This window comes from Mycolicibacterium austroafricanum (assembly GCF_902705885.1).
GTDB classification, from domain to species: Bacteria; Actinomycetota; Actinomycetes; order Mycobacteriales; family Mycobacteriaceae; genus Mycobacterium; species Mycobacterium vanbaalenii_A.
Genome location: NZ_CACSIP010000034.1, coordinates 108,130 through 122,992, shown reverse-complemented (window position 1 = coordinate 122,992; position 14,863 = coordinate 108,130). Strand labels below are relative to the sequence as shown.

Below are 14,863 nucleotides of genomic sequence, written 5' to 3'. Positions count from 1 at the left end.
GTGGCGGCGATCACCGAGGAGCAGGTGGAGACGGTGCGCGCACTCGTCGCGGCCGTACCACCGGGACGAGTGAGCACCTACGGTGACATCGCCGGGGCGGCAGGGCTTCCCAGCGCTCGCATCGTCGGGTGGATCATGCGCACCGACTCGTCGGACCTACCGTGGCACCGGGTGATCACCGCGTCGGGGAGGCCGGCGCCTCACCTGGCGTCGCGGCAGTTGGAACGGCTGCGCGCCGAAGGGGTGCTCGCCGAGGACGGCCGGGTGCCGCTGCGCCGGTACCGCCACACGTTCTGATCGCGATCGTGCTGTCAGCGTAGCGATCTGCGCGCTGACACTACCGTGAGCGCACGCTCGAGACGCTAGACCGCCAGCCGAACCAATGCTGCGGTGCGCGCCAGACCGGGGAACGCCGCGGCCGTCGACCGCGGGTGCAGCGCATGCACCGCCAGTCGGAACATCAAGGCGCGCAACAGCATCTGCGGCCACTCCGGTAGTGGCGCCCATCTCTCGATGAGGCCGTCGTCGGCGTCACCCCAGGACAGTGCGTCGACCACCACCACCCCCGCGGCCCACGCCGGCGGCCGCCAGTACGGGGTGATGTCGGTGATCCCGGGTGCCGCGGTGCCAGCGAAAAGCACTGTGCCGTAGAGATCTCCGTGGACCAGCTGACTCGGGCTCTTGGTGGGCCGGCGCAGCGCCGCGAGCTGATTGAGCAGCTCGACGGATTTCTGCCCGTCCGCGGTTCCTGGCGACACCCGGGCACCCGGCGGCAGCGAGTGCAGCGGACGCTCCTCCCACGCCGCCCGGTCGGCGGCGATGAACACGTCGACATCCGCCCACGGCGCCACCGGCGGCTGGGTCAAAAAGCGGGGCCGCTCCAGCTTGGCGGTGGCTTCGTGCAACCGCACGGCCGCGGAGACGACCTCGTCGTGGCGGGGTTCGGGGGTACCGGCGACGTAGGTGTCGGCGCGCCAGCCGGCGACGACGTAGCGGCCGTCGGTGGAGCGCACCGGCCGGGCCAGCCGCACCCCGTCGACGAACAGCGTCTCGCGCACCTTGGCCGACCACGCGGCCCGGGCGTGCTCGGCGACCATGGACAGCACCACCTCGCCACAGCGCCAGCCGCCCTCCCAGCTGGATCCCAACGGCGCCGGTTGCACCCCGGACAGCCCGAAAGCCGCAAGCACATGGTCGGGCGGGCGCTCGGCGGTCACCGGCTTAGCCTAAGCGGAACCGCGGCCAACCCAGCGTTAGTACATCACCATGTCGGGTTCGAGTTGCTTGGCCCACGCCACGATGCCGCCCTGCAGATGCATCGCGTCGGAGAACCCGGCCTTCTTCACCACCGCCAGGGCTTCGGCCGAGCGCACCCCGGTCTTGCAGTACAACACCGGCACGCGATCGTGCGGCAGCCTGGCCAGCCCGTCGCCGGACTCGATCGTCGACTTCGGGATCAGCTCGGCACCGTCGATGTGGTTGATGTCCCACTCGACCGGCTCGCGGACGTCGATCAACGCGAACTTCTGGTTGGAGTCGAGCATCTCTCGCAGCTCCCGCGGCGTGACGGTGGCGTCGGCGGACGCCTCGGCGGCCTCGTCGGAGACCACCCCGCAGAACGCCTCGTAGTCGATCAGCTCGGTGATCTTCGGCGTGGTCGGGTCCTTGCGGATCTTGATCGTGCGGTAGCTCATGTCCAGGGCGTCGTAGACCATCAGCCGGCCCAGCAGCGGCTCGCCGATACCGGTGATCAGCTTGATCGCCTCGGTGCCCATCACCGAGGCGATGGACGCGCACAGGATGCCCAGCACCCCACCCTCGGCACACGACGGCACCATTCCCGGCGGCGGCGGCTCCGGGTACAGGTCGCGGTAGTTCAGGCCCAGCCCGTCGGGGGCGTCCTCCCAGAACACCGACACCTGGCCCTCGAAGCGGTAGATCGAGCCCCACACGTAGGGCTTGCCCGCGAGCACCGCGGCATCGTTGACCAGGTACCGGGTGGCGAAGTTGTCGGTGCCGTCGAGGATCAGGTCGTACTGCTCGAACAGTTCGACGGCGTTCTCCGGTTCCAGCCGGACCTCGTGCAACCGCACGTCCACCAGCGGGTTGACCTCCTTGATGGAGTCCCGCGCGCTCTGGGCCTTGGAGCGGCCGATGTCGGACTGCCCGTGGATGATCTGGCGCTGCAGGTTCGACTCGTCGACGACGTCGAACTCGACGATGCCGATGGTGCCGACGCCCGCGGCAGCCAGGTAGAGCAGCGTGGGTGAACCCAGCCCGCCCGCGCCGATGACCAGGACACGGGCGTTCTTCAGGCGCTTCTGCCCGTCCAGTCCGAGGTCGGGGATGATGAGGTGGCGGCTGTAGCGCGCCACCTCTTCGCGGGTGAGTTCAGCTGCTGGTGCTACCAGCGGCGGCAACGGGGTCGACACCGAGTTCTCCTTGGTTGGCTTTCACGAATCATCGCATCACTTGAGTACGGCTACTGCAATCAACAGCGACGAGTGCCTGACGCTTCCCGCGCGCTCGCGGCCGGCGAACGCGCGCTGCTGTACAGGATTGCCGGCGTGTCGACGTGCAAACGCGCGAGCTCGCGGGGGAAGGGGAAGGCGGGCTCAGGCGATCGGGTAGGGCCAGGGGTTGAACCGGCAGCTGAGCCCGTCCGGGGTGACGGTGCCGGGGTCGAACCGGGCCGCGTCGTTGTTGCTCGTCGAGAACGTCTGCTGCATCATGATCGGCGCCAGCTCACCGTTGGCGGCGCACTGCTCGTGCCGCTGGTAGCCGATGGCGTGGCCCACCTCGTGGTTGATCAGGTACTGCCGGTAGGACCCGACGTCTCCCTGGAACGGCACCGCGCCGCGCACCCACCGCGCCTCATTGATGAACACCCGAGGCTGGCCTTCGAACGCCGGGTTGTAGCAGGACGCCTCGAGCTGGATGTCGTAGCCGCAGCCGTCCCGAATCGTCATCGGGGAGGTCAGCGACACCCGGAAGTCCGGCTCGATCCCCGACGCAGCGTCCACCCGCGTGAATGCGAACTGCGGGTTGTGGGTCCAGCTCTTCGGGTTGGCCAGCGTTTCGCTGACCATCCGCGCGAAGCCGTCGTCACCGCCGAACGTCGTGGTGTCGACGCCGTCCTCCACCTCGACGGTGTAGGTGAACACCTTGGTGGTGCCCTGCCCGACCTGCGGGGTGGTCCCGGGCACCACGTGCCACGTCCGAGCGCCTACCGGGGTGAACGGGCCCCCCTCGGGCAAGATGCCGGTGGGCAGGCTGGCGTCGAACTCGGTGAGCCCCTTCGGGGGTGCGCCGACGATCGCGGTGCTCGCGACGCCGATGGTCGGGGGACCCTGCACGGGGCCGTCCTCGTCCACCACCTGCGGCACACTGGTTCCGGTGATGGTCTGGTAGCCGACCACCACCGTGAGCGCGACGAGCAGCGGCAGCGCGTAGGCACGCCATCCGTACGTGGAGATGAAGCGACCGATCCAGGTCTGCTTGCGCCAGCGCTTGCGGTCGTCCCGGTTCGATCTGACCCGGCCCGGCTGTTCAGCCAGCGGGTCACGCTGCGCGCGGAGCGGCTCTCGCCACTCGTCGCGAAGCACGGGGACCCGACCGCTCCCGCGACGCCCCGGGTCGTAGGTCACCGAAACAGGATGACACAGCTCAGAGGACTTGCACTCCTGGCGCGCCACCGTACGCCGCGCCAACCGGGCGCGGTACCTCACGCGTACCGCAGGCCAACGGTAGTAGTGTCATTGCGGAGCGAATCAAACACGCCGGTCGCGCCGGCTGTAGATCTAGAGGTTCTGATGAGCGATCTGGCCAAGACGGCGCAGCGGCGGGGAGGACAACCAGCCAACGGCACCGGGATCCCCGCCACGGCGGCCCGGCGCGGTAACCGGTTGCCCCGAGACGAGCGCCGCGGACAGTTGCTGATCGCCGCCAGCGAGGTGTTCGTCGACCGCGGGTACCACGCCGCGGGCATGGACGAGATCGCCGACCGCGCCGGCGTCAGCAAACCGGTGCTGTACCAACACTTCTCGTCGAAGGTCGAGCTGTACCTGGCGGTGCTGCAACGGCACGTCGACAACCTGGTCTCCGGGGTGCGTCAGGCGCTGCGAACCACCACCGACAACCGCCAGCGGGTGCGTGCCGCGGTGGAGGCGTTCTTCGACTTCATCGAGCACGACGGCCAGGGCTACCGGCTGATCTTCGAGAACGACTACGTCACCGAGCCCCAGGTGGCTGCGCAGGTCAAGGTCGCCACCGAGTCGTGCACCGACGCCGTGTTCGACCTGATCAGCCACGACTCCGGGCTGGAGCCGCACCGCGCCAGGATGATCGCGGTGGGTCTGGTGAGCATCAGCGTCGACTCGGCACGCTACTGGCTCAACAACGAGCGCCCGATCGACAAGAGCGACGCCGTGGAGGGCACGGTGCAGTTCATCTGGGGCGGACTGTCCCACGTGCCGCTGACCCGCTCCTGAGGTCCCGGCCGCTTTTCGCCGGAACGGTATTCCGGCAGCCGTGTTCTCGGGATTTCGCTGCTGGAATACCGTTCCGGCGAAGTACTAGCGGGTGACCTCGGCGCCCACGGCGCCCACTCCGAAGCCCACCCTGCGCGAGTCGGCGGCCCCGATCTCGACATAGGCGATCTTCGCGGACTGCACGAGGAAGCGACGACCCTTCTCGTCGGTGAGGCTCAGCAGGGCCTCGGCGGCGAGCGCATCGGCGACCAACTTCTCCACCTCGGCCGGCGTCTGCGCGCTGCTGAGGATCAGCTCGCGCGGGCTGTCGGTGACACCGATCTTGACCTCCACGTGAAAACCCTTCTGTTCGAATGCTCGTCTTCTCCACAGGAGGCTAATGGACACCGGCCCCACGCGGCCGCGCCGGGATCTACGCGGTCAGCGAAACGACCCCGCCGGCCCGAAACCGGCGGGCGACCGAACCGAGTCCCGACCGTGACCGCGGGGCAGGCGCGCCAACCTCATGCGTCACTTCCGTCCCGATAGCATCAGCCCCCGTACCGCAAGGAAAGCGACTGGGATAGCTGGATGAACAGGCCTTACACCGCACAATCGCCCTACTCCCTGACCCCGACGGAGCGCATCGGCAGCGCCCGCAGGGGCCGGCGCTACGCGGGCGGCTACGGCAGTGCCGGCCGTCGTGCCGACGCATACGCCGACCCGTATGGCGAACCGGACGGCGACCTGGTCACCGACGCGCTTCCGCCCTACCCCGGCGAGGACTTCGGGGACTACGAGGACTTCGGGGACTACGAGCCCCCGGAGCACCTCGACCACGACGGCCCCGTCGAGGACTACGACGACTACGACATCGACGAGGCCCGGATCGATCGCCGGTGGATGTGGATCGCCGGCGTGGCGGGCGCGATCCTGTTCGTCGCCGTCATCGCCGCCAGCCTGATCCTGGGCGGCGGCGACAGCGGATCGGTCTCGGCGACCGTCGCATCCAGCCAGCCCGCGCCGACGTCCAGCTCCGCTCCAGAGCCCTCAGCGCCCCGGGTGGCGGCCCCGCCGTCACTGCCCGCCGAAACGGTCACCACGGTAACCCCGACGCCCAGCGCCACCGCGCCGCCGCCGGTGGAGGCGGAGGCGGTGCTGCCCCCGCCGCAGGCCGCCCCACCGCCCGCGGCCGCCGCTCCCGGCACGGTCACCTACCGGATCACCGGCGACCGCAATCTGATCGATCTGGTCACCGTGATCTACACCGATCAGCGGGGCGCGCTGATGACCGACGTGAACGTGGCCCTGCCCTGGTCGAAGACCGTGGTGCTGGATCCGGGCGTCACGCTGACCTCGGTGACCGCGACGAGCGTGGCCGGCCGGCTCAACTGCAGCATCACCGACGCCAACGGCACGCTGATCACCGCACAGAACAACAACTCGATGATCACCAACTGCACGCGCTGACGAAGCCGTTCAGGCCAGCCCCAGCTCGCGCATCCGGGTGCTGTGGGTGTGTTGCAGGCGGTCGAAGAAGTCGGTCATCTGCGACAGACCGCCGCCCGACATCACCAGGTCGACCAGCTCGTCGTGGTCGGCGAGGACGTACTGGGCCTGGGTGATCGCCTCCCCCAGCAGCCGCCGCGACCACAGCGCCAACCGGTGGCGCTGGCGGTCACTGGCCGTCACCGCGTCGCGCACCTCGCCGACGACGAACTGCGAATGCCCGGTTTCCGACAGCACCGAACGCACCACGGTGGCGACCTCGTCGGGCATCGACCCGGCGGTCTCGAGATAAAAATCGGCCGCCATCGCATCGCCGACGTACGTCTTGACCAGCGCCTCGAGCCAGGTGCTCGGCGTGGTCAGCCGGTGATAGTTCTCCAGCGCCGACGCGTACCTGGTCATCGCCGGCACCACGTCGACACCGCGGCGCTCCAGCGCGTCGCGAAGCACCTCGTAGTGGTTCATCTCGGCGGCCGCCATGCTGGCCATGTTGATCCGGCCCCGCAGGTTGGGCGCCATCCGCGCCTCTTCGGTGAGCCGGTAGAACGCCGCGACCTCGCCGTAAGCCAGTAGCGCGAACAGCTCGTTGATGCCCGGATGCTGGGGCGACACCGTGGAACCGGCCGACTTCTCCTGGCTGTCCTGCGCTCCCACCGGAGCAGGATTGGCGGCCGTGGGCGGCGTCGACGACATGGGCCCAACTCTAGAGCGCCGACGCGCCTGCGACGAGTGCGGTGACCTCGCGGCGCACCGACCGGCTACCATGGGGTCTGGTGTCGGCGCGAGAGTCGACAGATCGATACAGGTCACGTGGGCTGATGGTCGCCGCAGGCACCTTGACAATGTGCGTGCACGACAGGCGGCCCGCCTCCTCATCGCAGGGCCCCGACGGAGTTCTCTTCACAACTCGTGCGCGCTGGAACGCAACGAGGAATGACCGTGAAAGGCTTCGTTTACCCAGCATGACACCTGTAATCCCCCATACCAGCCCGTCGTTTGCCCAGCTCGGAGTGCGTGAGGAGATCGTGCGCGCGCTGTCCGAATCCGGCATCGAGCATCCCTTCGCCATCCAGGAGCAGACCCTGCCGCTGGCCTTGGCCGGCGACGACCTGATCGGCCAGGCCCGCACCGGCATGGGCAAGACCTTCGCCTTCGGGGTGCCGCTGCTGCATCGGCTCACCACCGACACCGAACGCCCGCTCTCCGGCATCCCGCGGGCGCTGATCGTCGTGCCCACCCGCGAGCTGTGCATCCAGGTCTTCGGCGACCTGACCGAGGCGTCGAAATACCTCAGGGCCGACCACGACGGCCAGAGCCGCCCGCTGTCGGTCGTCGCGATCTACGGCGGACGCCCGTACGAGCCGCAGATCGCGTCCCTGCAGAAGGGCGCCGACGTGGTCGTCGGCACCCCCGGCCGCCTTCTGGACCTCGCGCAGCAGGGACACCTTCAGCTCGGCGGCCTGTCGACACTGGTGCTCGACGAGGCCGACGAGATGCTGGACCTGGGCTTCCTGCCCGACATCGAGAGAATTCTCAAGCAGATCCCGGCCAATCGTCAGGCCATGCTGTTCTCGGCGACCATGCCGGATCCGATCATCACGCTGGCCCGCACGTTCATGAACCAGCCGACGCACATCCGCGCCGAAGGCGTTCAGGGCGCGGCCACCCACGAGTCCACCGAGCAGTTCGCCTACCGCGCGCACGCACTCGACAAGGTCGAGATGGTCGCCCGAATCCTGCAGGCCGACAACCGCGGCGCGACGATGATCTTCACCCGCACCAAGCGGACCGCCCAGAAGGTCTGCGACGAACTCGCCGAGCGCGGGTTCAAGGTCGACGCCGTGCACGGCGACCTCGGCCAGGGCGCCCGGGAGAAGGCGCTGAAGTCCTTCCGCAGCGGTGACGTCGACGTGCTCGTCGCCACCGATGTGGCCGCCCGGGGCATCGACATCGACGACATCACCCACGTCATCAACTACCAGATCCCCGAGGACGAGCAGGCCTACGTGCACCGCATCGGCCGTACCGGGCGCGCGGGCAAGACCGGCATCGCCGTCACCCTCGTCGACTGGGACGAGCTGCCGCGCTGGACGATGATCGACAAGGCCCTCGGTCTGGAGACCCCCGACCCGGCCGAGACCTACTCCAGCTCGCCGCACCTGTTCGAGGAGATGAACATCCCGGCCGACGCCACCGGCAAGGTCGGACGCAGCCGCGCAACGGACAGCGGAAAGAAGGCGCCGAGGCAAGAGTCGCGGCGCAGTTCCGCCGATGACGACAAGCCGGCCCGGCGCAGCACCCGGACGCGGCAGCGCACCCGCGGCGGCAAGACCGGCGGTGGCCATCCCGAGCACCGCGCCGCGGCCACCGAGCAGGGCACGCAGGCGGAATCCGACAACACCGACGGCGAGCAGTCGGATGCCGCACGGTCGGGTCGTCGCCGTCGGCGCCGTCGCCCCAGCAAGGCGCCGGCCACAGGCACCAACTAGCCGCACCGCACCCACGCGATGGTCAAACCCGAACGCCGGACTCGGGCCGACATGGTGGCGGCGGCGGCGATCGCGGCAGTGGTCGCCCTGGTCGCAGCCTTCGTCTGGTGGACGAGTGACGCCAGAGCGACCGACAGTGTGCCCGCCGCGGCGCCGGTTCCCGGACTGGAGCCGCCCACAACGGTGCCGGAGTCGCTGACGCAGCTCTGGACCGCGCCCAGCCCGGCGACCAGCCGACCCCTGGTGGTCGCCGGCACCGTGGTGACCGGCGCCGAGCGGGGTATGCAGGGCCGCGATCCCGCCACCGGCGACCCGCTGTGGAGCTTCACCCGTGATCTCGATCTCTGCGGGGTCACCTCGGTGTACAGCTACGCCGTCGCGGTCTACCCGGACGTCCGCGGGTGCGGGCAGGTCAGCACCGTGGACGCCGAGACCGGCATCCGCGGGCCCACCCGAACCAGCTACTCCGACCCCGAGGTCACGCTGTCCGGTGACGGCACCACGGTGCTCTCGGCCGGTGACACCCGGTTGGAGCTGTGGCGCTCCGACATGGTGCGGATGCTCAGCTACGGCGCGCTCGACGCGCCGCTCAAGGCCGGCACGCCGAAGCTGCCGTTGTGCCGGCTGGCCTCGGCGGCGGCGAGCTCGGCGGCGGTGTCGGTGCTGGAGGCCTGCGACGGTCAGGCCGACCTGCGCCTGACCTTGCTGCGGCCCTCCGACGAGGAGGACACCCCGGAGATGAAGTACGTGCAGCAGACCGGCGTGGGCGTGGACAGCGACGCCCGCGTGGTGGCGGTGACCGACACAACGACCGCGGTGTACGCGCCCACCCCGAAGCCGAGGGTCGACATCGTCGACGAGACGGGGGCGACGATCGCCAGCACGGTGGTGCCCGGCCCGCCCTCCCCCGACGCCACGATGTCGCGGGCCGGCGATCTGATCACGTGGTGGACCGGCGACAGCCTGATGGTGTTCTCCGCCAACAACCTTCAGTACAAGTACACGGTGGCCGCGGCGGGCGACAACGCGCCCGTCGGTCCGGCGACGGTGATGGCCGGGCGGTTGATGGTGCCGGTCAGCGGCGGCTACGACGTCTTCGATCCGGCGACCGGTGCCGGTGACCGTCACATCCCGGTGCAGCGCCCGCCGGTGGACGGGCCCGTGGTTCCCGCGGTGGCCGGTTCCATGCTGATCGAGCAGCGTGGCGACGAAGTGGTGGCGCTCGGCCAGTCGTGATTTCGGCGCAGTTGGTCACCCTGAGCGTGACGAAGTGCGCCCGAGTCACACCTCGGGGGTGAAGGTGGCCAGCGCTTTGCCGTTCTTCCAGTACTTCAGCAGCGCGCCGGCGAGTTCGCGGTAGGCCAGCGCGCCCTTGTTCTTGCGTCCGGTCAGCACCGACGAACCCGAGGCACTGGCCTCGGCGAACCGCACGGTGCGCGGGATCGGCGGCGCCAGCACCGGGAGGTTGTACCGGTCGGCGACGTCGAGCAGCACGTCGCGGCTGTGGGTGGTGCGCGAGTCGTACAGCGTGGGCAGCGCGCCCAGCAGCGACAGGTCGGCGTTGGTGATCTGCTGGACGTCGGTGATGGTGCGCAGAAACTGACCGACGCCGCGGTGGGCGAGCGTCTCGCACTGCAGCGGCACGATCACGTCGTCTGCGGCGGTGAGGCCGTTGAGCGTGAGCACCCCCAGCGACGGCGGACAGTCGATGATCACGACGTCGAACTGTCCCGAGTCCGATGTCGCCGCCGGGGCGGCTCCGGAGATCTTCGCCAGCGCGCGTTTGAGGGCGTACTCGCGGCCGGCCCGCATCAACAGCATGGCCTCGGCGCCCGCCAGATCGATGTTGGCGGGCAGCAACGTCATTCCCTCCGACGTCTCCACCAGCGCGGTGTCGGGTTCGACGTCGCCGAGCAGCACCTCGTGCACCGAGACGGCGAGCTTGTCGGGGTCCTGGCCGAGCGAGAACGTCAGGCATCCCTGAGGGTCCAGGTCGACGAGCAGCACCTTCTTACCCAGCTCCACCATCGCCGCACCCAGCGACGCCACCGTCGTCGTTTTGGCGACCCCACCCTTTTGATTGGCGACCGCAAGTACCCGCGTCACAGCACCATCCTGTCATGCACCCGCGAGTGCCGACGCGGCGTGCGGCAGAATCGGACCTGTGGGCCTTCTGCAGCACCGCCTGATCCTGCTCCGACACGGCGAGACGGAGTGGTCGAAGACCGGTCAGCACACCAGCCGCACCGAGCTCGAACTCACTCCACGCGGCCGCGAGCAGGCCGCCGCGGCAGCCGAGACGCTGCAGCAGCTGCGGCTGGACGATCCGTATGTGGTCAGCAGCCCTCGCAAGCGCGCCCGGGTCACCGCCGATCTGGCCGGTCTCACCGTCGACGACGTCAATCCGCTGATCAGCGAATGGGATTACGGCGAGTACGAGGGAACCACCACCGTGGAGATCCGCCAGACGGTGCCGAACTGGCTGGTGTGGACGCACGGCTGCCCCGGCGGCGAGACCTCCGCGCAGGTTTGTGAGCGGGCCGACCGCGCGATCGAGCTGGCGCTGCACCACATGGAGTCCCGCGACGTGGTGTTCGTCGGGCACGGCCATTTCTCCCGCGCGCTGGTGGTCCGCTGGATCGAGCAGCCCGTCTACGAAGGCATCCGGGTCTCGATGCCGGCCGCGTCGATCGCGATCTGCAGCTTCGAGCACGGCGTGCGTCAGCTCAGCGCGTTGGCGCTGACCGGACACCCGGACCCGGCCGCACCGGCGTGACCCGCGAGCCGACGTTCGTCCTCACCGGTCCCGACGGGGTGATCACCGCCGACGGAGTGCACACCGCCTTCCCGAAGATCGCCGACGCGCGGGCCGCCCTGGCCTCACACAGCGCGCCGATCATCTTGGGCGCCTTGCCTTTTGACCTCTCGAATCCGGCGGCGTTGATCCGGCCGCAGGCGGTCGGTTTCACCGAAACGCTGCCCGAATGGCCGGTGCGCGAGCTCCCCGTCGCGCGGGTCGCCGAGACGATACCGGCCGCAGACGAACACCGCGCACGCGTCGCGGCGGCGTTGACCCGGCTGCGCGACCCGGCCAGCGACCTGCACAAGGTGGTGCTGGCGCGCGCGCTCCGGGTGGCCGCCGACGGACCACTGGACGCCCGAACGGTGCTGCAGCGACTGGTCGCCGACGACGCACTCGCCAGCTGCTATCTCGTCGACCTGTCCGCGGCGGGCGAAGGGTACTCCGGCGCCGCGCTCGTCGGCGCCAGCCCCGAACTGCTCGTCGCCCGCCGCGGCCAACAGGTCATGTGCCGGCCGTTCGCGGGATCGGCGCCACGGCTGGCCGATCCCCGGGCCGACGAGGCCAGCGGCGCCGCGCTGGCCGCATCGGCCAAGGACCGCCACGAGCATCAGCTTGTGGTCGACGCCCTGCGTGAAACCCTCGAGCCGCTGTGCACCGAGCTGCAGATCGCCGACCAACCCCAGCTGACCAAGACCGCCGCGGTGTGGCACCTGTACACCCCCATTTCCGGCCTGCTGCGCGAAAGATCAACCACTGCACTGGATTTGGCACTCGCGCTGCACCCCACCCCGGCGGTCGGCGGCTCTCCCGCCGCCGAGGCCGCCGCGCTGATCGGCCAGATCGAGGGCGATCGCGGCTTCTACGCCGGGGCGGTCGGCTGGTGTGACCAGCGCGGCGACGGCCGGTGGGTGGTGTCGATCCGGTGTGCGCAGCTGTCCGCCGACCGGCGAACCGCCGACGCGCACTCGGGTGGCGGCATCGTCGCCGAATCCGACCCGGACGACGAAGTCGCAGAGACCACAACCAAATTCAGGACCATTCTGTCGGCGTTGGGAGTGCAGCCGTGAACGACCTGATCCGTGTCGTCCGCCCCGGCGACGAGGCCGAGCTGACCGCGATGATCCACGAGCTCGCCGAGTTCGAAGACGCCGCGGCTGACTGCACGGTGACCGAAACCCAGCTGCGGGAAGCGCTTTTCGGTCCGCACCCGGTGGTCTACGGGCACCTCGCCGAGGTGGACGGAGAGGTGGCGGCCGCCGCGCTGTGGTTCCGCAACTTCTCGACCTGGGACGGGGTGGCCGGGATCTACCTCGAGGATCTGTTCGTGCGCCCGCGGTTCCGCCGCCGGGGGCTGGCCCGCACCCTTCTCGCGACGCTGGCCCGCGAATGCGTCGATCACGGCTACTCGAGATTGTCCTGGGCGGTGCTCGACTGGAACGTCGACGCGATCGCGCTCTACGACAGCGTCGGCGGCCGGCCGCAGAGCGACTGGATCACCTACCGGGTGTCCGGCTCGGAGCTGTCGGCGCTGGCCCGCGAGTCCTGACTCAGCCAGTGCACGGCCGACGGGCTGAACAGCAGCGCGAGCACCGCCACCGAGATCAGCGCGACGACCACCGCGTACTGCAACTGGCCGGAGCTGAAGACGTACCAGGCGACGCCGAGAAGCAGCAGGTTGGCGAACACCGCAACACCTCGGCCCCATCGTCGCCCCGTCACCAGGGCCCAGCCGGCGGCCAGCACCGCCGATCCCATGATCGCGAACCACGCCGCCGTGCCGTACCCGCTGATCGCGGCCTCGCGGTGGCCGCCGAGTTCGCGCACCGTGAGCGCGATGGCCATCACGATCGCGAGCGTGCCCTGCAGCGCGGTGATGGCGCCGGCCACGCGCACCGCGAGGGGAATCATCGCGCCAACCTCTCGGCCAGGTACCGCACCGCCATCTCGTAGCCCAGCGCACCGGCGCCCGCCACCACCATGTCGGCCACGGCGGAGACATACGAGTGGTGGCGGAACTCTTCGCGGGCATGGATGTTGCTCAGGTGCACCTCGGCGACCGGCAGCCCGACCGACCGCAACGCGTCGGCGATCGCCACCGACGTGTGGCTGTAGGCGGCGGGGTTGATGACGATGGCCGCACAGTCGGCGCGCGCCGCATGGATCGCGTCGACGAGCACGCCTTCGTGATTGCTCTGCACGGCCCTGGTGTCGAGCCCCGACTCGGCGGCCACCTCGGCCACCCTTGCCTCGATGTCGGCCAGCGTGGTGGTTCCGTACACCTCGGGTTGCCGAGTGCCCAGCAGGTTCAGGTTCGGCCCGTTGACGAGCAGCAGTCGACGTTCGGTCACCGTTGTACGGTACCGGCGAAGCACCGTCGACCCGAGGCACTGCGCGAGCTTGGGCGTCACCCCCGAGGCGGTTTAGGCTCACCCCTCGTGCGCGCCGTGCTGATCGTGAACCCGAATGCGACCTCGACGACGCCTGCCGCCCGCGATCTGCTGGCCCACGCCCTGGAGAGCAGGGTGACGCTCAGCGTGGTGCACACCGATCACCGCGGCCACGCCATCGAGATCGCGCAGCAGGCTGCCCGTGACGGGGTCGACGTGCTGATCGTGCACGGCGGCGACGGGACGGTGAATGAGGTGGTCAACGGCATCCTCGACGAGCAGGGACCGGGCGGCGACGCGCCCGCGGTGGGCGTGGTGCCCGGCGGTTCGGCCAACGTGTTCGCCCGCGCGCTCGGCATCAGCCCGGATCCGGTCGAGGCGACGAACCAGCTGGTGGACCTGCTCGGCGACTACCGGCGCGGCAGGACGTGGCGGCGTATCGGTTTGATGGACTGCCAGGAGCGGTGGGGGGTGTTCACGGCGGGTATGGGCGTCGACGGCGACGTCGTCGCCGCGGTGGAGGCGCAGCGGGCCAAGGGCCGCAAGGTCACCGCGTCGCGCTATATCCGCGTCGCGATCCGCGAGATGCTGTCCAGCGCCCGCAAGGAGCCGACACTGACCCTGCAGCTGCCCGGTCGTGAGCCGGTCTCCGGCGTGCATTTTGCGTTTGTGTCGAACTCGAGCCCGTGGACCTACGCCAACGCGCGGCCGGTGTGGACGAATCCCGACACCACCTTCGAGACCGGGCTGGGCGTGTTCGCGATCACCAGCATGAACGTCTGGGCGAACCTGGCCCTGGTGCGCCGGATGCTCGCCCGCAAGCCGCGGATCGACGCCAAGCACCTGATCCGTGACGACGACCTCGCGTGGTTGAAGGTGACCAGCGACACGCCTGTGGCCTGTCAGATCGACGGCGACTATCTCGGGTTGCGCGAGGCGATGGAGTTCACCGCCGTGCCGGACGCCCTCGCTGTGGTGGCCCCGCCCCGGATTTCGCTCATAGAAACGCCCTGACCAGCAGAGACCAGCTGCGCAAGCTAGGTCACAGTGCGGAATCAGGGCGCAGGTGGGTTAATCGTAGTACAACGGAGTTAGGCATCCGGTACCCGACCTCGGCAGTGAGATAGCCCACGTGTTAACGAACTGCTATTGACATCTGTTCAGCCTGTGAAAGCATCGGATGCAACAGCGCAGAAACATTTGGTG

General features: G+C 69.5%; 17 protein-coding genes. 9 read left to right on the top strand and 8 right to left on the bottom strand.

All coding sequences use genetic code 11. The annotated features are described in order from the left end of the window. Complete coding sequence (locus BEMPMBAN_RS21360) at positions 1 to 297, top strand: MGMT family protein (protein WP_159233252.1); 297 nt, start codon at positions 1 to 3, stop codon at positions 295 to 297. A 65-nt stretch (positions 298 to 362) separates the two neighbouring features. Here BEMPMBAN_RS21360 and BEMPMBAN_RS21355 read toward each other — a convergent pair whose 3' ends face one another. The 3 genes from BEMPMBAN_RS21355 to BEMPMBAN_RS21345 form a co-directional block, all read right to left on the bottom strand. Then, positions 363 to 1,217 carry a TIGR02569 family protein gene (locus BEMPMBAN_RS21355; protein WP_159233251.1) on the bottom strand — a complete coding sequence of 285 codons (855 nt, stop codon included), beginning with the start codon at positions 1,215 to 1,217 and terminating at the stop codon, positions 363 to 365. A gap of 36 nt (positions 1,218 to 1,253) precedes the next feature. Then, positions 1,254 to 2,420 carry an adenylyltransferase/sulfurtransferase MoeZ gene (gene moeZ / locus BEMPMBAN_RS21350; protein WP_200846075.1) on the bottom strand — a complete coding sequence of 389 codons (1,167 nt, stop codon included), beginning with the start codon at positions 2,418 to 2,420 and terminating at the stop codon, positions 1,254 to 1,256. 195 nt (positions 2,421 to 2,615) lie between these two features. After that, a complete protein-coding gene (locus BEMPMBAN_RS21345) occupies positions 2,616 to 3,647 on the bottom strand; it encodes a DUF3152 domain-containing protein (RefSeq protein WP_159233249.1) in 1,032 nt (343 codons plus the stop codon). A gap of 165 nt (positions 3,648 to 3,812) precedes the next feature. Between BEMPMBAN_RS21345 and fasR the strand changes: the two genes are divergently transcribed. Further along, positions 3,813 to 4,490 carry an HTH-type transcriptional activator FasR gene (gene fasR, locus BEMPMBAN_RS21340; RefSeq protein WP_159233248.1) on the top strand — a complete coding sequence of 226 codons (678 nt, stop codon included), beginning with the start codon at positions 3,813 to 3,815 and terminating at the stop codon, positions 4,488 to 4,490. Between the two features lie 84 nt (positions 4,491 to 4,574). On the opposite strand, the gene BEMPMBAN_RS21335 is transcribed toward fasR, so the two are convergent. Beyond that, positions 4,575 to 4,823 (bottom strand): DUF3107 domain-containing protein, encoded by a 249-nt coding sequence (locus BEMPMBAN_RS21335; protein WP_159233247.1) that lies wholly within the window; start codon positions 4,821 to 4,823, stop codon positions 4,575 to 4,577. 237 nt (positions 4,824 to 5,060) lie between these two features. On the opposite strand from BEMPMBAN_RS21335, the gene BEMPMBAN_RS21330 reads away from it, so the two are divergent. Then, on the top strand, positions 5,061 to 5,939 hold the full coding sequence (locus tag BEMPMBAN_RS21330) for a hypothetical protein (protein WP_159233246.1): 879 nt from the start codon (positions 5,061 to 5,063) through the stop codon (positions 5,937 to 5,939). A 9-nt stretch (positions 5,940 to 5,948) separates the two neighbouring features. Here the strand turns inward: BEMPMBAN_RS21330 and BEMPMBAN_RS21325 are convergent, their stop codons facing one another. Continuing rightward, entirely contained in the window at positions 5,949 to 6,671 is a 723-nt protein-coding gene (locus tag BEMPMBAN_RS21325; protein WP_159233245.1) for a ferritin-like fold-containing protein, read from the bottom strand. A gap of 269 nt (positions 6,672 to 6,940) precedes the next feature. Here BEMPMBAN_RS21325 and BEMPMBAN_RS21320 point away from each other — a divergent pair, with 269 nt between their 5' ends. Together BEMPMBAN_RS21320 and BEMPMBAN_RS21315 are read left to right on the top strand one after the other, a co-directional pair. Further along, positions 6,941 to 8,467, top strand: a complete 1,527-nt coding sequence (locus BEMPMBAN_RS21320; protein ID WP_159233244.1) for a DEAD/DEAH box helicase — start codon at positions 6,941 to 6,943, stop codon at positions 8,465 to 8,467. A gap of 18 nt (positions 8,468 to 8,485) precedes the next feature. Further along, a complete protein-coding gene (locus tag BEMPMBAN_RS21315; RefSeq protein WP_159233243.1) occupies positions 8,486 to 9,703 on the top strand; it encodes an Rv3212 family protein in 1,218 nt (405 codons plus the stop codon). A gap of 45 nt (positions 9,704 to 9,748) precedes the next feature. Here the strand turns inward: BEMPMBAN_RS21315 and BEMPMBAN_RS21310 are convergent, their stop codons facing one another. After that, positions 9,749 to 10,573 (bottom strand): ParA family protein, encoded by an 825-nt coding sequence (locus BEMPMBAN_RS21310; RefSeq protein WP_159233242.1) that lies wholly within the window; start codon positions 10,571 to 10,573, stop codon positions 9,749 to 9,751. A 58-nt stretch (positions 10,574 to 10,631) separates the two neighbouring features. Between BEMPMBAN_RS21310 and BEMPMBAN_RS21305 the strand changes: the two genes are divergently transcribed. Genes BEMPMBAN_RS21305 through BEMPMBAN_RS21295 form a run of 3 tightly spaced genes read left to right on the top strand, consistent with a single transcriptional unit; the run spans position 10,632 to position 12,816 of the window. Further along, entirely contained in the window at positions 10,632 to 11,243 is a 612-nt protein-coding gene (locus BEMPMBAN_RS21305) for an acid phosphatase (protein ID WP_159233241.1), read from the top strand. After that, positions 11,240 to 12,337: an isochorismate synthase gene (locus BEMPMBAN_RS21300; RefSeq protein WP_159233240.1), complete on the top strand. Its 1,098-nt coding sequence runs from the start codon at positions 11,240 to 11,242 to the stop codon at positions 12,335 to 12,337. The genes BEMPMBAN_RS21305 and BEMPMBAN_RS21300 overlap by 4 nt, the downstream gene beginning before the upstream one ends. After that, positions 12,334 to 12,816 (top strand): GNAT family N-acetyltransferase, encoded by a 483-nt coding sequence (locus BEMPMBAN_RS21295; protein ID WP_159233239.1) that lies wholly within the window; start codon positions 12,334 to 12,336, stop codon positions 12,814 to 12,816. The genes BEMPMBAN_RS21300 and BEMPMBAN_RS21295 overlap by 4 nt, the downstream gene beginning before the upstream one ends. On the opposite strand, the gene BEMPMBAN_RS21290 is transcribed toward BEMPMBAN_RS21295, so the two are convergent. Next, positions 12,768 to 13,178 (bottom strand): hypothetical protein, encoded by a 411-nt coding sequence (locus BEMPMBAN_RS21290; RefSeq protein WP_159233238.1) that lies wholly within the window; start codon positions 13,176 to 13,178, stop codon positions 12,768 to 12,770. The genes BEMPMBAN_RS21295 and BEMPMBAN_RS21290 overlap by 49 nt on opposite strands. Beyond that, a complete protein-coding gene (gene aroQ, locus BEMPMBAN_RS21285; protein WP_159233237.1) occupies positions 13,175 to 13,618 on the bottom strand; it encodes a type II 3-dehydroquinate dehydratase in 444 nt (147 codons plus the stop codon). Before aroQ ends, BEMPMBAN_RS21290 begins: the two co-directional genes overlap by 4 nt. 87 nt (positions 13,619 to 13,705) lie before the next feature. On the opposite strand from aroQ, the gene BEMPMBAN_RS21280 reads away from it, so the two are divergent. After that, positions 13,706 to 14,671 (top strand): diacylglycerol/lipid kinase family protein, encoded by a 966-nt coding sequence (locus BEMPMBAN_RS21280; protein WP_159233236.1) that lies wholly within the window; start codon positions 13,706 to 13,708, stop codon positions 14,669 to 14,671. Positions 14,672 to 14,863 lie beyond the last annotated feature (192 nt).